Genomic DNA, 19465 nt, shown 5'->3' with positions numbered 1-19465 from the left:
GCGCCATTTTTTCGTGGCGGAGTTCTTGGCTGAGCTCTGCCGGGCTTGGCAGTGTTTGTCCCTGTCAGCTTAGTTCTGCCAGTGCGAAACGGCGGGGGAGTAGCCCCATCATTCACACACACCTCATCCCTAATCCAGACCCCTAATCCAGACCTTTGAGAGGCCACCATGGGCGTAGCTGATACTACCGCACCCGCTAGCTTCGGGACTGCTTCCGACCTTCGCACCGCCGCGAACCCCTCCGCACAGCACAGCGCTGACAGCCCCTGGCTGCCGCTGACCACTAACGCACGCGGCATCTATTTTGCCGCCGCGATTGACCCGACGAACCCCTGCTACAACACCGCGGAGGTTCTGCAATGCCCCGCAGATACCGACCTCGCTCTGCTGCGTGAGGCGCTGGTGCAGCTCTACCGCGAGAACGAGGGCTTCCGCGTGCGCACCCGCATCGCCGATGGCGCCGCCTCCCAGCAGATTCTGCCGCTTGAGGCGTTCCTCGCGGGCATTGACCTGCTCGTGGATGAGGGGGAGGAGAACACCTCTGACCTGCCTGACTCTGATCTGCCCGCGCCGGTGCGCGCCTGGGCACAGCGCCTGCTCGCCCAGCCCCTCGCCACCGATGAGGGCGTGACCGTGCGCAGCGCAGTGGTGCGCTACGGCGGGTTCCTCTGGGTCTACCACTCCTTCTCCCACGTGGTCGCCGACGGGTTCGCCGCGTTCAACGGCCTCTCCCGCGTGGCGGCGATATACCGCGCCCTGTCCGCCGGTCAGCCGGTTCCGGCAACCCGCCGCATGAGCCTGCAGCAGCTGCTCGACGCCGACGATGCCGCCTCCACCGCCCGTGACGAAGACGTCGCCTTCTGGGAGGCGAGCGGCGCCCTGGAGCAGGAAGACACCTCCCTGGCGGGTCGTACCGCCTCCCCGTCGGCGCAGTCTGTGCGCCTGGCGTTCAGCATTGACGTACCCACCCAGCAGGCCCTGCTGGATGCGGCAAAGCAGCACGCCGTCTCCTGGCCCGTGTTGGCGACCGCCGCCGTCGGCTCGTACCTGGCGCGTGTGGGCGGCTACCCGCAGGCTTCGTTCGGCGTGCCGCAGATGAACCGCATGTTCGCCCGCACCCTGCCGGAGGCGACCCGCGCCCTGGGTACGGCGAGCGCGCAGACCGGCTGTACCGCAGTGAACGTGCTGCCGGTGCAGGTTGCGGCGACCGGCCCCATCGCGGAGTCCCTGCACTCGGTGAAGGAACAGTACGCCCGCAATGCGGAGCATCCGCTGGCTCGTCAGGAAGACCTCGAGCGTACCGCGCGTAACGCCCAGTCCAGGCTGTTTGGTGCGCAGATTAACGTGGTGCCCTTTGACGCGGTGCTGCCGCTGGCGGCGCCCTCCAAGGACGAGTCCGGATTCCCGGTACCGACCGCGCGCATCCACAATATCTCTGCCGGTCCCGTTGCCGACGCGACCTTCACCCTGCGCGGCATGCCCGGCCGCGGCAACAGCATCTCCTGCGAGATTGACATGAACCCGGCGCTCTACACCGCTGAGGAGCTGGAACGTCACGCCGCCCGCCTGCGCGAGTGGCTACCCGCCTACGCGGCGGAGGCGCAGCGCGAGGGTGCCTCCCTGAACAATCTCGGCTTGGCGACCGAGGCGGAGCTTGCGACCCTGCGCGAGCTGACCGCTCCGGCGCTGACCGAGCACCCGCTGGAGTACAAGACCTTGCTGGGTCGCTTCCGTGACGCGGTGGCGGCGCATCCGCAGGCGCTCGCGGTGCTGGATTCTGCCCCCGCGCCCGGTGAGGTGCTCACCCCCGAGTCGGATCGCGCCTACGCTTTTGACCGCGCCCTCACCTACACCGAACTGGACGAGCGCGCCCGTGCGCTTGCCGCGCAGCTGCTGGACTGGGGTGTTCGCCCTTCCGACGCGGTGGGTCTGCGTGTGCACCGCGGCGCCGAGCAGTACGTGGCGCTGTACGCCCTGCTGTACGCTGGCGCCACCTACGTGCCGGTGCTTCCGGATCTGCCCGCCGAGCGTGTGGGCGTGATGATGGAGGACGCCGAGTGCTCCCTGCTACTGCACGGCCCCGGTTTGCACCCGCTGAACGCGGAAGAGCTGAACCCGCAGGAACCGCAGCGTCACGCGAACCTGCCGCAGCATACTCTGCCCCTACTGAGCGACGAGGAACCCAACGGGGAACACTCCTCAGCACCCGCCGCCGAGGAGCTTCCGGGCACGAAAACCGGCCTGGACGAGGACGCTTACGTGCTCTTCACCTCCGGCTCCACGGGCAGGCCTAAGGGCGTTGCCATCAGCCACCGCGCGATTGATAACCGCCTGCGCTGGCAGCAGCATCAGATTCCGGTGGGGGAGGGCGACCGCGTTCTGCACAAGACCCCCATCTCCTTTGACGTGCACGTGTGGGAGCTGTACTGGCCGCTCGCCGAGGGTGCCGCCGTGGTCATTGCCGCCCCGGAGGGGCACCGCGACCCCGCCTACCTGGCGCGCGTGATTGCCGAGCAGTCCGTCACGGCGGTGCACTTTGTGCCGACCATGCTGTCAGCGCTGACCTCTTCACCGGCGGCGCGCCGCATCCTGGCTGATGCTGGCTTCGGCCAGGGTCGAGAGCAGCCCCTGCGCTACGTGGTCTGCTCGGGTGAGGCACTGCAGAAGGACCAGGTGCAGGCTGCGGGCGAGGTTCTGGGTGTGTACCCGCTGAACCTGTACGGCCCGACCGAGGCGGCGGTGGACGTGACCTTCTGGGAGACCTCCACCGACCCGCAGCGCGAGAGCGTGCCCATTGGCGAGCCGGTCTGGAACACCGGAACCCTGATTCTTGACCCGACCGGCCACCCCGTGCCGGTGGGCGTGACGGGCGAACTGCACCTGTCGGGCGTGCAGCTGGCGCGTGGCTACAAGAACAACCCGCAGGCGACCGCGGCGGCTTTCGTGGAGCAGGCTCCCGCCGGTGCGCTCGCGCTGCTGAACGGTGAGAGTCAGCGCCTGTACCGTACGGGCGATTTGGCGTGCTGGGAGATTCTTCCCGATGGTCGCGCCGTCATTGGCTACCGTGGCCGCACGGATTATCAGATTAAGGTGCGCGGTCAGCGCCTGGAGCTGGGCGATATTGAGATGGCTCTTGCCGCGGTTGAGGGCGTGAGCGCTTCGGTGGCTCTGCTGTACCGCGGTCTGCGTGAGCCTGCCCTGGCGGCAGTGCTGGAGGTCGGCGACGTGCCCGCCGAGCGTGCCGAGCAGCTGGTGGAGGCGGCGCGCGAGCATTGTGCGCAGGTTCTGCCGGACTACATGGTTCCGACCCTGTGGCACACTCTGCCTGCGTTGCCGGTGAGTCCCTCCGGTAAGGCGGATCGTAAGCTACTGGCGTCCCTCGACTTGACCCCTCAGACTTCTGATGCTGAGGGTCCGCACGGTCTGCTGGAGCAGCAGCTGTGCTCGATTATTGCCGGTGTGCTGGGTCGTGAGCGTTTCGGCGTGGACGAGGATTTCTTCGCCTCGGGCGGTCATTCGCTGGCGGCTCTTGAGGTGATTGCCGCGGTTGAGGAACAGCTGGGTCTGAGCGTGAGCATCGGTGCGCTTTTTGCACATCCGACCGTGCAGGCTTTGGCGGCGTCCATTGCGGGCGAGCGCGGCGAGGGTGCGGAGTTCGCGCCGGTTCTGCCGCTGCGAGAACAACCTACCGCGCATGACGCTACCGATGCCCCTGCGCCGCTGTTTATCCTGCCGCCTGCGGGTGGTTTGGGCTGGTGCTATGCGGGGTACCTTTCGCATCTTCCGGCTCAGCAGGGTGTGTATGCTGTGCAGGCTGAGGCGTTCTCTGACCCGCAGGCTGGGTTTGCGTCGAGCCTGCAGGAGTTGGCTGAGGGCTACCTGAAGCTGATTGAGAAGACCCTGGCGGAGCGTTCGTTGCCGCGTCGTTTTGCGTTGATGGGCTGGTCTGTGGGCGGTACTGCCGCGGTGCAGGTGGCGGCTTTGGCGCAGGCTGCGGGTGCGCAGGTTGAGCGTGTCATCCTGTTGGATGCGTATCCTTCGGAGCAGTGGCAGGGTGTTCCGGCGCCGGATGAGCAGGAGAGCTTCCGTGCGCTGTTGCGTATGGGCGGTTTGCCGGAGCCTGCCGCTGGTGAGCAGCTTGATTTGCCGGGTACCCTGGAGCGTTTGCAGCGGGCTGGTTCGGCGATGGGTTACCTGCCGGAGGAGAAGTTGGGCGTGTGCTTGGGTAGTATGCGTGCTTCGGCGGCGTTGATGCGTGGTGCTGAGCAGGCGTTCTTTGATGGTGATGTGTTGCTGGTGGGTGTGCCGCATGAGGATCAGCCGTACCTGGATGCGGCGGGTTGGTCGGCGCATGCCTCGTCGTTCCGTGCGGTGCTGCTGGAGGGTACGCACCCTGATCTGGTGAATCCGGCGCGTCTGGCGGAGGTGACCGGCCACTTCGCCGATTAGCCCTCTCTATTTGTCGAGTAATTAATAAATTAAAGGTCCCCGGTTGATGATTCATCAATCGGGGACCTTCTATTTATTGGTTTTTGAGAACCCACTCTTTATATCGGAGATAAACTTCTGATAGCTGCCGTCGCTGTTCTTCTAGTTTTGTTTCATTATCTCGAATGAGCGGTTTTTGATATGAGGCTACGAGGTTGGCAAGACCTTGAGCCATTCCTGTATCTTTACTGCATTGTGCTTCAATGACGCTGAGTCGAATTTCTTCTTCCGATGCAGGGGCATTATTATCACCGCTAGCGCGGGTTGCATTTGATAGTTCTTTTGTACCCCATTCTTCGTCGCCTTTTCGTGGCGTTAGACCTTTATCCGATAGGCATTTCCACCATGCTTCACGGTATTTTTTCCATTCGGGATGATTCATGGCAGCTGCATAGGATTCGCCGTGGATTCGACGATAGGCTTCTCTGAGGCCACTTTGCTCTTCGAGGCTGATGCCGGCAATCTCTTTCAACGTGGCTAAGATTTCAGGCATGCACTGTTCCATGATTTTTGTGTCATATCCCCCGGATGATGGTGCATTCCCGAATCGCTTGTAGTGTCCATATTTGGCGGCGTATTCGGGGTTCCAGAGGCCAAACTCGCGACCGGATGAAACGAATTTCCTGTCTTCTACATCCGGGATATATATTTCGTAGGATTGGCCGTGTTTTGCGAAACAGCGCTGCCTGAGAATTTCCAAGGCTCGACCGTAATACTGGGAATTTTCATCGAAAATGTCATTGTATTCTTCGAGTGGAGTAATGATTCGGTTGTTTTTATAGTCTAGAGTTGCTTGGGCCGTTTCATCACGTTCTAGTTGCGGGCCTGTAGAACAGGATGTGCAGGCTAGCGTGAATGCAAACGTTATAGCCATTGCGGGTTGAAAGATTTTCTTGAGGTTCATAATTCTCCCTCCTTAATTGGATAAAGAATATGCGGCAGTAAAGAAAGCGGGGCTGTATTTTGCTGATTGTTGCAAAGCATATGCCTCGGTGAATATGGGCGTCGAGAGAATCTGGAATCTATGTGAATCCCAGAGCGATAAGCAGAATCTCGGGGGAGTGCCTGCTAGCTTGGGAGTGCACCCATAGCGAAAGGCCAAGACGCTATGGCAGACCACGCACAAGGGTGTTTCTGCAGCGTCGTTACTGCTGGGAGAGTATTCTAGAGCTTCATCATGAACCCCTATGAGTTATGGAGGGTAAATACTCGTAGATGAGTGAGTCGTGCCCCCCCCCTGCTGGTCGGGCACCCTAAAATATCCACCGATACTATGGCGAATATCATAGTTGAAGGGTGGTTAAAGCCTACCACCGGCTAGGTGCGCACGGCAACCAAAACTCCGGTCACGTCTGATTTATTACATGAGAAACGCATAGTCAACGACCATATCAACAGGAATCAGCTCGGGTACCCTGCGCCCCTTCACAGTTAAAACACGAATGCCCCCGGTTGATGAATCATCAACCGGGGGCATCGTTTAGCTTTTACCGCAGAACCGGGGTTCTACAGCTAAATGCTTAGTGCTGCTCCAGCTCGGAGTTAGCGTTCACGTTCAGCAGGTCGTACTTAGCGAATGCCTTCGCGGGAGCGTCTGCTGCAACCTCGCCGCGCTTTGCCAGCATCTGCAGGGTGCGGACAACGACCGACTCTGCATCGATGTGGAAGAAGCGACGTGCACCCGGGCGGGTGTCTGCGAAGCCGAAGCCGTCAGCACCCAGGGTTGCGAAGTCGTTCGGAACGAACTGGCGGATCTGGTCGGGAACATCCGAAGCGAAGTCGGTGGTCGCAACGATCGGGCCAGCAGCGCCAGCTAGCTTCTGGGTCACGTAAGGAACGCGAGCGGGCTGGTTCGGGTTCAGCAGAGCCTCTTCCTCAGCGGCAATGCCGTCGCGGCGCAGCTCGGTCCATGAGGTGACGGACCAGACGTCTGCGGAGACGCCCCAGTCCTCAGCCAGCAGCTGCTGAGCCTTCTCAGCCCACGGAACAGCAACGCCGGATGCCAGCAGCTGTGCCTTGGGGCCGGAGGTCAGCGGGGACTCGCTGATCTTGTGGATACCCTTGATGATGCCCTCAACGTCAACGTTTGCCGGCTCAGCAGGCTGGTGAATCGGCTCGTTGTACACGGTCAGGTAGTACATGACGTTGTGGTCTTCGTCCTTGGTACCGTACATCTGCTCGATACCGCGCTCCACGATGTGAGCAATCTCGTAGCCGTAAGCCGGGTCGTAGATCTTGAACGCCGGGTTGGTGGAGGCCAGGATCGGGGAGTGGCCATCGTTGTGCTGCAGACCCTCACCGGACAGGGTGGTACGACCTGCGGTTGCACCGATGACGAAGCCGCGGCACAGCTGGTCGGCAGCAGCCCAGAAGGAGTCGCCGGTGCGCTGGAAGCCGAACATCGAGTAGAAGATGTAAATCGGAATCATCGGCTCACCGTGGGTGTCGTAGGACGAACCCAGAGCGATGAATGCAGCGGTTGCGCCTGCCTCGTTAATACCCACGTGAACAATCTGGCCCTCGGGGGACTCGGTGTAGGTGAGCATGAGCTGGTGGTCAACGGGCACGTAGTTCTGGCCGTTGGGGTTGTACAGCTTAGCCGAGGGGAAGAAGGAGTCCATACCGAAGGTACGTGCCTCATCGGGGGTGATGGGAGCGATACGGTGACCGAAGCCCTTCACACGCATGAGGTCCTTCATCAGGCGGACGAACGCCATGGTGGTAGCAGCGGTCTGCTTGCCGGAGCCCTTCTTGGTCTGTGCGTAGACCTTGGACTCGGGCAGGATAATCTCAGGCTGGGTGTTTGCACGGCCGGGGATGTAACCGCCGAGTTCCTTACGGCGTGCCTGCATGTACTGCAGTGCCGGGTGGTTTGCCTCGGGCAGGTAGTACGGCGGGTTGTACAGATCCTTCTCCAGCTCCTCGTCGGAGATGGGGATGTTCAGGTGGTCACGGAAGCCCTTCAGTGCTTCCATGGTGAACTTCTTGATCTGGTGGGTGGAGTTACGTGCCTCGAAGAACGGGCCGAGCTCCGCACCCTTAATGGACTGTGCCAGGATGACGGTGGGCTTGCCCTTGGTCTCCATAGCTTCCTTGTAGGCTGCGTAGAGCTTCTTGTCGTCGTGGCCACCCAGACGCAGGTTGAAGATCTGCTCGTCGGTCAGGTCTGCAACCAGTTCCTTGGTCTCGGGGTACTTGCCGAAGAAGTGCTCGCGGATGTAGCCACCGTCTTCACCGCGGAAGGTCTGGTAGTCACCGTCGAGGGTCTCGTTCATCAGCTGGATGAGCTTGCCGCTCTTGTCCTTCTTGAGCAGCTCGTCGTAGTCGGAGCCCCACAGGACCTTGATGACGTGCCAGCCTGCGCCGCGGAAGAATCCCTCGAGCTCCTGAACGATCTTGCCGTTACCGCGAACGGGGCCGTCCAGACGCTGCAGGTTGCAGTTGACGACGAAGGTCAGGTTGTCCAGGTGCTCGTTTGCAGCCAGCTGCAGTGCACCACGCGACTCGGGCTCGTCCATTTCGCCGTCGCCCAGGAATGCCCAGACGTGCTGCTCGGAGGTGTCCTTGATCTTGTGGTTGTGCAGGTACTTGTTGAAGGATGCCTGGTGGATAGCGTTCAGGGGGCCCAGACCCATGGAAACGGTCGGGAACTGCCAGAACTCGGGCATGCAACGGGGGTGCGGGTACGAAGGAATACCGTCTGCGCCCTTGGTCTTCTCCTGACGGAAGCCGTCCATCTGGTCTTCGCTCAGGACGCCCTCAACGAATGCGCGGGAGTAGACACCGGGGGAGGAGTGACCCTGGAAGAAGACCTGGTCACCGCCACCGGGGTGGTTACGGCCGCGGAAGAAGTGGTTCTGGCCCATTTCGTAGAGGTCAGCCACACCTGCAAAGGTGGAGATGTGACCGCCAACGCCGATGCCCTTCTTCTGGGCACGCTGAACCATAATTGCTGCGTTCCAACGAATCCATGCGCGGTACTGGCGCTCGAGTTCCTCATCACCGGGGTACTCGGGCTGCTGGTCGACGGGGATGGTGTTGATGTAGTCGGTCTTGACCAGAGTGGGGACCTTTACGCCCTTCTCGCCAGCCTCCTTGAGCAGTGCGCGAAGGATGTACTCTGCACGCTCGGTGCCGTGAGTCTTGATAAGGTCCTCGAGGGACTCAGCCCATTCCTGGGTCTCTTCTACGTCGATGTCCTTCAGGCCATCAAGAAGGGTGCTCAGGGAGTGCTCGTTCGGTACGTTAGCCAAACTAATCCAACCTCTCTTCTGTGCGGTTGTGAGATCGCCCGCCCCGCGATGTTGCGTTGTCGAACAATCTTTGTGTTTAAGCGCTATAGGTCTGTAAGACCCACATCGCTTCTTATCTCTACTATCTTAGACCTAAAGGCGCCTCTCTTGGTCTCAAATGAGGGTTTTTGTGATGTGGGTTTCGCATTGTGACTATCTGAGTGGAAAATATGCGCATCAAAAGTACTAGTTAGGGTCTTTTTGTACCTAAATAGCGCGGAATGACGGGGTTGGCGGAATGGCGCGGAAAGAAGGGGTATGACCTACCTAAAAGATAATGGTCCAACATGACTTGTTGTGGCTTAGTGTGGGGTGCGGTGGGAAAATGAAAAAAATATTGAGACATAGAACACGTATTATGGATTTGCATGTCGCACCAGAAGCCCGTATAGTTTTTTCTTGTGTTCGCCACTGGAACGAAAATGAAACAGTGAGAACTACGGGTCTTTAGCTCAGCTGGTAGAGCGCCACGTTTACACCGTGGATGTCATCGGTTCGATCCCGGTAGGACCCACCGCTAACCCCGGTACCGCAAGGTGCCGGGGTTTTTGTTTACCCGGTTTTTCTTTACCCGTTACCCGCCGCGAGCTTTACCTATTACCCGCAGCGAGGGTGCCCGGCGGGAAGCTCACGAAGATAATCCAGCCGGAACTGTGATTCCTCCAAGCATAAAACTGCAGTCCACCTATATATAGCCTGCCCTAAGCGCGTATCCTTATATACATGACTGAAAACAAGAAGGCACAGATTGGTGTCACCGGCCTTGCTGTCATGGGCGCAAACCTCGCCCGCAACCTGGCACGTAACGGCTACACCGTGGCACTGCACAACCGTTCCGTAGAGAAGACCGACGCACTGCTGGCTGAGCACGGCGCAGACGGCGACTTCATCCGCACCGAGTCCCTGCAGGAACTCGTCGACTCCCTCGAGTCTCCCCGCCGCATCCTGATTATGGTCAAGGCGGGCGCACCCGTCGACGCAGTGATCGAGCAGCTCACCCCCATGCTCGATGAGGGCGACATCATCATCGACGGCGGTAACTCCCACTTCCCCGACACCATCCGTCGCGAGCACGCCCTGGCTGAAAAGGGCCTGCACTTCGTAGGCGTTGGCGTCTCCGGCGGCGAAGAGGGCGCTCTCTGGGGCCCCTCCATGATGCCCGGCGGCTCCGCAGAGTCCTACAAGCACCTGGGCCCGCTGCTCGAAAAGATCGCAGCGAAGGCACCGCAGGACGGCGCACCCTGCTGCGCATGGATCTCCACCGACGGTGCGGGCCACTTCGTGAAGATGGTCCACAACGGCATCGAGTACGCCGACATGCAGGTGATCGGCGAAGCTTACGACATTCTGCGCTCCATCGCAGGCATTGAGCCGGCACAGCAGGCAGAAATCTTCAAGACCTGGAACGAAGGCGACCTGAGCTCCTACCTGATTGAAATCACCGCAGAGGTGCTCGCACAGGTAGACGCAAAGACCGGCAAGCCCCTGGTTGACGTTATCGTTGACGCAGCGGGCCAGAAGGGTACCGGTCTGTGGACCGCTAAGGCTGGCCTTGACCTCGGTTCCCCCGTCTCCGCTATCGCAGAGTCCGTGTTCGCACGCGCCCTCTCCTCCTCCGAGCGTGAGCAGCGCGAGCAGGCACAGCGCGAACTGCCCGCCGGTCTGATTGCAACCACCGGCATCGGTGCAGGCGACCCCGAGTTCGTTGAGGATGTGCGCCGTGCACTCTTCGCATCCAAGCTCGTTGCGTACGCACAGGGCATGGACCTGCTCACCCGCGCAGGCAAGGAATACGGTTGGGATCTGAAGCTGGACACCATCGCATCGCTGTGGCGCGCCGGCTGCATCATCCGCGCCGAGCTGCTGGGCGACATCATGGCTGCCTACGCAGGCGAAGCACCCGCAAACATGCTTCTGGCACCCGCCTTCAAGAACCTCATGGAGGAGCTCGTTCCTTCCTGGCGTCGCGTGGTGGCTAAGGCAACCGCACTGGGCATCCCCGTGCCGGTGTTCGCTTCCGCGCTGTCCTATTACGACGGCCTGCGCCGCGACCGCCTGCCCGCATCCCTGATTCAGGGTCAGCGTGACTTCTTCGGTGCACACACCTACGGTCGTATTGACGAAGAGGGCGCCTTCCACACCATGTGGAGCGGTGACCGTTCCGAGGTGAACGCAGCGGACATTCACGTTCACTAAGCTCACGTAGCTGAATACGTCAAAGCCCGCCTTCGGCTGGATGAGAATCCGGTCGAAGGCGGGCTTTCGTTATGTCTTGTTCGTTATGTCTTGACGGGGCGCCCCCGAGATGCCTCAGGGGCATCTTGAGGGGTATAGCAGGGGAGAAGACCTGCGGAGCCCGGTGAGGAGCTTGGAGCCTCGTGAGGAGCCGCCAGGTGCGCCTCTACCGCCTCAAAACGCTTGCCAAGCGCTAAATCCACATGGCGGGGTCAATGTACTCCACAGCGTCCACCAGCGGCTTCTTCTTCTCGGGGGTACGCGGGCGATGCTTCGCGGGAATGCCGGTAATAATCGAATCAGCCGGGTGATCATTGACCACCACAGCGTTCGCGCCAATAGCACTATCTGCACCAATAACCACCGGACCCAGCACCTTAGCACCTGCACCAATGGTCACGCGGTCACCAATGGTGGGGTGACGCTTCACCTTCTCCAGGGAGCGACCGCCCAAGGTCACGCCGTGGTACAGCATCACGTCGTCACCAACCTCAGCGGTCTCACCAATGACAATGCCCATGCCGTGATCAATGAAGAAACGGCGGCCAATGGTCGCGCCGGGGTGAATCTCCACACCGGTCAGAAAACGAGCAAACTGCGAGAGAGTACGAGCCAGAGCCTTCGTCTCATCCTTCTGCCAGAGCTTATGGGTCAGACGGTGAACCCAAATGGCGTGCATACCCGAATAGTTCAGCGCAATCTCGACAGCGCCGCGCGCAGCAGGATCGTGCTGGCGGACGTTCTCAATATCTTCACGCAGACGCGCAATAAAACTCATGGGTTCCCTTTCCCTCATCGGTCGCGCTCTGTGTATGCGACCTTTCCAAAGGTACCAACAACGGTGCTCATTCACCTATTCCCGAACTCTGTCGTCGTCATAGTGAGTGCTCTCTATAACATCTCGGTCACAATTGCGTGCGGAACGTAATATTCGGGCTCGGGCGGGTCTCAGCGGGGGAGCATCGCGGGAAAACGCAAACGCTCCGCCCCGGCATGCAACCGGGACGGAGCGTCGAACACTGCGTACTGTTCTAGATGGCGGCCTCACGGGGAGGGGCGCCGAAGACCGGGGCCTATTAGCCGCGGATGTCCTCGTAGAGAGCGGTAGAGATGTAACGCTCACCGAAGTCGGGAACGATAGCCACGATCAGCTTGTCCTTGTTCTCAGACTTCTTAGCCTCCTCCAGGGCAGCCCACACAGCCGCACCGGAAGAAATACCGCCCAGAATACCTTCCTGGGTAGCCAGCAGGCGGGAGGTGCGCATAGCGTCCTCAGCGCTGACCGGAGTTACCGAATCGTAGATGCCGCGGTCCAGGGTGTCGGGAACGAAGTTAGCGCCCAGGCCCTGAATCTTGTGGGGGCCAACGCGACCCTCGGAGAGCAGCGGGGAGTCCTTCGGCTCAACCGCAACAACCTTCACGTTCGGGTTCTGCTCCTTCAGGTACTTACCGGTACCGGAGATGGTGCCGCCGGTGCCAATACCCGCCACAAAAATGTCGACCTTACCGTCGGTTGCTTCCCAAATCTCCGGGCCGGTGGTGTTGTAGTGAATGGTGGGGTTCGCCTCGTTGGAGAACTGGGACGCCAGGATAGCGTTCTCGGTGGTCGCAACGATTTCCTTAGCCTTCTCCACAGCGCCGCGCATACCCTCGGTACCGGGGGTCAGCACAATCTGAGCACCGTAAGCGCGCAGCAGCACGCGACGCTCAGCAGACATGGTCTCCGGCATGGTCAGGATGACGCGGTAACCGCGAGCAGCACCCACCATAGCCAGCGCAATACCGGTGTTACCGGAAGTGCCCTCAACAATGGTGCCGCCGGGCTTCAGCGCACCCGACTTCTCAGCAGCGTCAATGATGGCGCGGCCGATGCGGTCCTTAACCGAACCAGCGGGGTTGTAGAACTCAAGCTTGACCGCTACGTTACCGGGAAGACCTTCGTCCAGTCGGTTCAGCTTAACCAGGGGGGTCTGGCCGGTTGCTTCAACAATGCTGTTGAGAATCTTTGCCATGGGGTGCTCCTTCATGAGCTTGGGGGAGGCCAGCCGCGATGGGGTCTCCGCAATGAATAATCGGTTACGTGGCAACTCTACTACTCACCGGCAGTAGGTTTAAACCTGCGGTCACAGTTCGTAATAATGCCAGAGAAAAACCTCAAGGAACGAGGTTCAGAAAGAGGGTACAGAAAAGCGCCGCACAAACCCTTTCTCGACAAAGGACGATGAATGTGCGGCGCTCTCTAGAAACATTATGTAGCCCAAAAGACAACCTCTGTATATAAGAGTAGTGGTGAACTCTGTTCACCGCAAGCTGGAGCCACAAATTTTATTGCCATCAATGGAAAAAACAGTAGAAAACCGCATCCTGAGATGGAAAAGACGCAAAAGCGGGGGAGAGAACCAGCCTCAGAGGACTAGTTGATGTCCATGTGCAGGTCCCACTTGTTGTTCAAGTAGCGACCAACAGCCTCACCAAACATCTTCACGTGACGCTTGTCAGCCGCCACGGTCTGCTCCTTGCCGTCCTTGAACAGCTTCTCACCCAGATCCACGTTCAGAGTCACGGTCCAGTTGTACGCGCCCTGCGCCAGAACCGGCTGCTTGGTGCCAATAGTCAAAGTAGCGGTCGGGTTCACGTACCAGGTCTTCTTCTCGTCAATACCGGTCTTGGTGGAATCCGCGTACTTCTTCATTGCCGCCAGGGTCTCCTGATCGGTGCTGACCTCGTTCATGTAGTGCATATCGCCGGTACGTAGCAGGTACTCAAACGCCGCACCGAAGTACGCCAGAGCCGCCGCAAAGCCAGCCACCGAATTCTGGTGCATAGCCTCCGGAACAATCGGGGAAGGAACATTCTGCGGCGGGTGCTCAGCGTTACCCGGCTGGTACTCGCCGTGATCCTCCATCTTCTCCAGCTTCGCTACGCCACTGTAATCCTTATTGTCGTTAGGCAGCGGAGAGTTTGCGGCGGTAGCCGAAGCCGACGCAGAAGCGGACGGGGAAGCAGACGCCGAAGCCGACGCAGAAGCGCTCGGCGACGCGGTAGCAGACCCAGAAGCAGCAGAAGCGCTCTCAGAGCCAGAAGCGGAAGCAGACGCCTCAGAAGTAGCCTTAGAGCCACAAGCCGCCAGCAAAGCCATAGAGCTGACGCCCAGCACACCCAGCGCCGCGCGGCGGGTCAGGTTCTCGGACATAGTGATACCTTTCAGTCAGTCGGTGATTGCAACCAGTTTAGCCGCAAACCCAACAGGATACAGAGTTGAGCGGACGAAGCGTGAGAAGCGCCTCGCAGATAAAAGCGTTATGACGAACTATGACGCCGCGGAAGTGGCGGACGCCTCAGTGGAAGCCTCAGTAGAAGCGGCGGCAGAAGAGGGCGCAGAAGCCGAACCGGATGCTGCCGTGTTCGCAGAGGAAACACCGCCCTGAGCAGCGCTACCCTGGGCAGTGGCACCCTGAACAGTGGCACCGTACGCCACGCTCAGCTCCCACATCTTAGAATCAGCGTGGTAGCGACCGCGGAAATCGCACTCCTGAACCGTTACCCGAGAAGCCGGACCCGCCGCAGTAGCAGTAGCAGAAGCAGTAGGGGACGCCGCGTCAGACACCAGCGCATCCTCGGACGGCTCAGTAGGCTCAGCAGACGCCGAAGCGCTCGCCGAGGCAACCACCGGCTGGATCTTGCCCTCAGCCACCGCCTCCGCACCAAAGTCCAGAGTGTACTTGCCCTTAAACAGCAGGTTGCCATCACTCATAATGGACGGCTGCGCACTCGAAAGCGCATAGGAAGCCGACGGGTTCACATACCAGGAACCCTTCTCCACACCCGCAAGAATAGAAGCCGACAGGGCATCCACCTCCGAGCGGGTCTTCGACGACAGCTGAATGCCGGTTGAGAACGCATCCGTGCTACCGGTCTTCACCAGATAATCCATAGCTGCCGCAAAATAAGCAATCGCCTCATGAAAACCCGTCACCGTATTCGCCGACAGAGCATCAGTCACCTTCGGCTTCGGAGCATTACGCGGCGGATGATCCACCGTACCCTGCTCATAATTCACCGCACCCTCATAGTGGGTGTACTCCACCAGACCCGAATAGTTCTTACCATCATCGCTGTACCCATTCGGGTTAGCGCTCGACTTCGAACCGTTCAGGCTACCACCCTGAGAACCCGACTGCTGGCTAGAGCTACCCGAGCCGCACGCGCTCAACAGCGCCGCAGAACCCGCAACAGCAGATGCGCCCAAGCCCAGGCGCAGCAGGGAGCGGCGAGAGAAAGACTGAGAAAAAGAAGACATAAGAGAAAAACCTTGAATCCAGGAAAGCTCGTTATTACCAGAGTAAAACAGATCATGCCCTAACCCGAGTGCGAGTTAGGGCATGATGCCTCATCCATCTGAGGGCTTAAAGGTTGTCACCATTAGAATTGCCGCCATTACCGGAGTTGCCGGAATTGCCAGCATTACCGCCGTTAGCGCCACCACCATTAGCGCCACCATTCTGCGGCTGAGCCGACGCCTGAGCCTCGTACTCATCCTGAATCGTCAAAGTCCAATCATTATCGTGGCGCACACCGGTAATCACCAGACCGCGCTCAGTACGGCGCACCTTCTCAGACATCTCCGCGGGAGCACCGTCAATCACCACGGTTGGACCCAAATCAATCACCAGATCAAAGGTCCACTGCACGCTCTTCTTCACCAGAGTCGGAACAGCAGTGAACGCAGACATCGTCACCTTCGGCGACACAAACCAATCACGATTCTGCGAGCTCTCATTCGACTCATCCATAAACGAAGAGAACGAAGCAACGAACTTCTCATCAGCCTTCGACTCACGCAGCGGAGCCGCATCACCGGTCAGCACCAGGTAGTTAATCGCCGCATACACGAACGCAATCGAATCGTATAGACCCTGCACCGAGTTCTCCGAAGCGCTCGCCGGACGCTTGGGGAACGGCACGTTCTGCGCGGGAGCAGACTCGGTCGCCGGAATGAAATCACCCTTCTTCTCATAGTTGTCGAAGGTGACCTCGCCGCTAAAATCAGTGCGCGAAGAAGCCGAAGGGGAGATCTGAGGGGTATCCGCATCAGCAGTCTCGCTGGAGGACGAGCTACCGCCGCACGCAACCAGCAGGGCGCTCAAAGATACGCCCGCAACGCCCGCACCCGCGTAACGCAGAGCAGTACGGCGGCTGATGCCGGTGGTGGAACTGGGAAGCCCGGAGGTCATGGGGAAAAGCGCCACGGAATACCTTTCGAGTGAGAATCTCAGGTGAGAGACGAGTGAGAGAACGCCTCGACGAGCGGATATCACACGCGGACATCCCTCTAGAGACAGTCCTAAGTATAACGCGCCCCCGCCTTCACACCCGTGCGTACCAGCGCTCAAAGGAGCGTGATATGCCGCCCATCAGCGAACTTACCGCAGCCAGTGAACTCAGTGGAACCAGCGGGAGCATCGCACCGGATGGGGTGAAAGAGGGGACGCGTTCATCGTCTGTTAGAGGAGGGGCTACTGTGCGCCTTCACCAGGAATACCGCCGGGCGCCTCAGCGCCGCCAGCAGCACCGCCCGCATCGGGGGCACCGGGCGCTACGGTCGGCTGAGCCGTCGCAGCTGCAGGCTGAGTCGCCACGGGTTGCGCGGTAGCCGCAGGCGCCTGGGTAGCGGCAGGCTGAGGAGCCTGAGCCGCACCGCCCTGACCAGCAGAACCCTGACCGGCGCCACCATTCTGGGAACCAGTGTACTGACGGGAACCGCCCTGACCTGCAGAACCCTGGCCGGCGCCATTCTGGGCAGCAGGAGCCTGCGCACCACCGTTGTGAGCGGCACCCTGAGCCGCGCCGTTACCCGAAGTGTTTGCGCCGGTATTCGCGCCAGCATTAGCCGCCACGGTGCTGTCATCAGTCACCGTCGGGGTATAGGTCGAGGAAGGATGCGCGCGCGGAGTCTGCTTCGGCTTCGGGGTCAACGCGGGATCGTACTGCTGAGGCGCAATCACCAACCAGCGCTTCGCCTCCTCATCGTACTCAGCGTAGAGAGCCTTAATCTCCTGTGCCTCAGTGTCTTCCAGAGGCTTGGTCGTATTGGTCGCCTTCTCAACCTGCATACCGTGCGCCTGAGTTACGGTGCACGCCCACGCATACTTAGTGCCGCGGGTCGTCGGCTGCTTATCGGTCAGGCGGAAGGTCCACTCGCCGCCCACCAGCCAGTTCGTGCCGGTCGCGTAGAACACGCGCAGCTTCTCCAGCGCCGCACGGTTGGTAGAGTTCTGCGCCTGAACCACCTGCAGAGCAGGACCGGGGTCACCGGTCATGCGGGCATAGTTCACCGCCGCCGCAAAATACGCGAAGGTGGCGCGCAGACCGCGGGCGTTCTTGTCGTACATGCTCTCATCCTCAATCGGGATGGGCACGGCACTAGCCTTAGAATCAACGCTTGCCGGGCCGGCAGTCGGCTCAATCGTGTACACCTGACCGGTTTCCGGGTCGGTGCTACTCATCGGGGCTGCACCGTTGCCCGCAACGTACTTAGTCCACTTCAGCTCGCCCGACAGGTTGTCGTAGGCGCCCGCAATCGAAGCGGAAGCAGTGGGGGAGGCGGTCGCCTCCTCAGTCTTTTTGGAACCGCAAGCGGCAAGCATCGCACCCAGGGCGGCGGTGCCCGTAAGCGCAATAAAGTGGCGGCGGCTGTGAATCATAGTGATCCCCTTGAATGTGCTGTGATGCGGAAGTATCGGTGATAAGTGAAGAGCTCACGCTCCAATTCTCAGCCTAACATCACGCCCCTACAGGAGGGCGCGAAACAGTCACCCGCAGGGCGGGTAGACGCGTATTGAGGCGAAAATGGGCGGACCTCATCTAGCCCCTAGCCTATAGATTTCACGCGTGGCGCACAAATAAAAGCCCTCATCCGTGCCTCATATCACCCAATATGACGGGTTCTTTGAGGCACGGATGTAAAGAAGCTTTAGGCTGAGCCTCGAATATAACGAGTCGCTTTAGAAGAGGTGCTCTCATTCGGGGTCGGGTACGCACTCGGAATATTCGCGGACGGTTCAGCGGTAGCCGCAGGGGCGGCGGTGGCACTCGGGGAAGACTTCGGATCCTCCAGCATCTGCCAGCCCTCTTCACCAAAGTAGACGTAAGCATCCGCCTTCTGGTTGCTGCCGTAGATACCGGTGAGCTGCTCACGCTGACGGGTCTCATGGTTGAACAGGAACGCGTTCTCGTCCACCTTCAGGGTCGCCTTCCAGCAGTAGACGTCCTGCTCAGTGGCGGGCACCGGCTGCGGGGAGCTCAGGTTAATGCACATGGGGTGGTTGTTCTTAGAGACCAGCCAACCAATGTTGTAGCGGTAGATATCGCGGTACATTTGCGCCATCTGACTAAAGTGTTCCTGGCCGGGCAAATCCATGAAGGGATTGGTGTCACCGGTGAGGAGCATGTAGTTCTGCGCCGCACCCCAGTACTGCAGGAAAGCGTGCAGGCCCTCGACGGTGCGTTCCTTAGCTTCCGGGGGCATGGTGGGGCGGGGGACATTGACGGCACGGTGGCTGAGAGTGCCGTTCGAGAAATTCCCGGAACGCTCAAAGAACTGATCCGGCAGAAGAGCCGGTCCGCGACCGTCCAGGGCGGATGCGGGCAGGGGCTCGGCGTAGGTGATGCTGCGCGTGGTGGTCGCAGATTTGGTCTGGGAGCTCTGAGTCGCATGTGCGGCATCAGTGGGAGAAGGTTCAGCGAGTGGTTGAGGGCGAGAAACTGCGCTGGGACTGCAGGCGCTTGTGAGTGCACTCAATGCTGCTCCGGAAGAAAGAGCAAGAAGATGGCGACGTGACAGCGAACCGAACATACGCAACCTTTCGCAAGAGTAAAGATGGGCAGGCAGTAACGGGTAGCTCGGATGCAGTGAACCTCAACGGCAGTTGATTGCAGTTGCGTGAGAGGTCGGTGAGCGTTCCCGATGGGTGTGGCATACCGCGGTGAGTACGGATGCGATAGAAAAGGGCAGGTCAGAAGCCGCCTGAAGGAATCGGTATGGGTTATGACCTGCCTGGTTGTCGTGCTCAATGATTCTAAGCGTACTTTCAGGTTCACAATGACCATATCTGCGCTTGAGCGTAAAAAGTTATCAAATCTTAATATTTGCCCGTTTTATGCGGGTTATAAAACATACCAATGTGTTCCGGATGACCGCATTGAAATATGCCGCTTTCCTGTGAAAACTCAAGGATTTTCTCACCTGCTCTTCTTATGAATAAATCATAAATTGGAGTTGTTGCACCCTGTGCGCAAGTAGTATCTCAACCTCTTCAGGTTGTCCAAACACCTATCAAAAACAGCCCCTCGCACAGCCTGGGCACCCCCATCCGCACAACCTAGCCACAACGCGACCGCGCCAACACCCACACATGGCATGAAGCAGGTGCACCCTATGGGACAATAGC

The 19465-nt window shown here is 59.8% G+C and carries 11 protein-coding genes and 1 tRNA gene; 3 read left to right on the top strand and 9 right to left on the bottom strand.

From position 1 onward, the window contains the following. The first annotated feature begins 168 nt into the window (after window positions 1–168). On the top strand, window positions 169–4449 hold the full coding sequence (locus O3675_RS02205; protein WP_371570683.1) for an amino acid adenylation domain-containing protein: 4281 nt from the start codon (window positions 169–171) through the stop codon (window positions 4447–4449). Window positions 4450–4522: 73 nt separating this feature from the next. Here O3675_RS02205 and O3675_RS02200 read toward each other — a convergent pair whose 3' ends face one another. Beyond that, entirely contained in the window at window positions 4523–5392 is an 870-nt protein-coding gene (locus tag O3675_RS02200; RefSeq protein ID WP_371570681.1) for a hypothetical protein, read from the bottom strand. Between the two features lie 616 nt (window positions 5393–6008). Beyond that, window positions 6009–8741 (bottom strand): pyruvate dehydrogenase (acetyl-transferring), homodimeric type, encoded by a 2733-nt coding sequence (aceE, locus tag O3675_RS02195; RefSeq protein WP_371570678.1) that lies wholly within the window; start codon window positions 8739–8741, stop codon window positions 6009–6011. A 480-nt stretch (window positions 8742–9221) separates the two neighbouring features. Here aceE and O3675_RS02190 point away from each other — a divergent pair. Both O3675_RS02190 and gndA read left to right on the top strand, forming a co-directional pair. Continuing rightward, window positions 9222–9294, top strand: a tRNA-Val gene (locus O3675_RS02190). A gap of 209 nt (window positions 9295–9503) precedes the next feature. Further along, window positions 9504–10976, top strand: a complete 1473-nt coding sequence (gndA, locus tag O3675_RS02185) for an NADP-dependent phosphogluconate dehydrogenase (protein ID WP_005505596.1) — start codon at window positions 9504–9506, stop codon at window positions 10974–10976. A gap of 232 nt (window positions 10977–11208) precedes the next feature. Here the strand turns inward: gndA and epsC are convergent, their stop codons facing one another. The 7 genes from epsC to O3675_RS02150 form a co-directional block, all read right to left on the bottom strand. After that, a complete protein-coding gene (epsC, locus tag O3675_RS02180; protein ID WP_005507433.1) occupies window positions 11209–11793 on the bottom strand; it encodes a serine O-acetyltransferase EpsC in 585 nt (194 codons plus the stop codon). A gap of 298 nt (window positions 11794–12091) precedes the next feature. Next, on the bottom strand, window positions 12092–13027 hold the full coding sequence (gene cysK, locus O3675_RS02175) for a cysteine synthase A (protein ID WP_005505601.1): 936 nt from the start codon (window positions 13025–13027) through the stop codon (window positions 12092–12094). Between the two features lie 401 nt (window positions 13028–13428). Continuing rightward, window positions 13429–14208 (bottom strand): DUF6318 family protein, encoded by a 780-nt coding sequence (locus tag O3675_RS02170; protein ID WP_005505603.1) that lies wholly within the window; start codon window positions 14206–14208, stop codon window positions 13429–13431. A gap of 117 nt (window positions 14209–14325) precedes the next feature. Continuing rightward, on the bottom strand, window positions 14326–15315 hold the full coding sequence (locus O3675_RS02165; protein WP_371570673.1) for a DUF6318 family protein: 990 nt from the start codon (window positions 15313–15315) through the stop codon (window positions 14326–14328). Between the two features lie 106 nt (window positions 15316–15421). Continuing rightward, the gene (locus O3675_RS02160) at window positions 15422–16264 is read right to left on the bottom strand and encodes a DUF6318 family protein (RefSeq protein ID WP_303986370.1); all 843 of its coding nucleotides are present in this window, start codon (window positions 16262–16264) and stop codon (window positions 15422–15424) included. Window positions 16265–16531: 267 nt separating this feature from the next. Beyond that, window positions 16532–17719: a DUF6318 family protein gene (locus tag O3675_RS02155; RefSeq protein ID WP_371570671.1), complete on the bottom strand. Its 1188-nt coding sequence runs from the start codon at window positions 17717–17719 to the stop codon at window positions 16532–16534. Window positions 17720–17988: 269 nt separating this feature from the next. Further along, window positions 17989–18816 (bottom strand): DUF6318 family protein, encoded by an 828-nt coding sequence (locus O3675_RS02150; protein WP_371570668.1) that lies wholly within the window; start codon window positions 18814–18816, stop codon window positions 17989–17991. Between the last annotated feature and the right edge of the window lie 649 nt (window positions 18817–19465).

The sequence above is a fragment of the Rothia sp. 27098_8_27 genome (genome assembly GCF_041432805.1).
GTDB lineage: Bacteria > Actinomycetota > Actinomycetes > Actinomycetales > Micrococcaceae > Rothia > Rothia mucilaginosa.
This window is presented reverse-complemented; position numbering and strand designations above follow the sequence as displayed.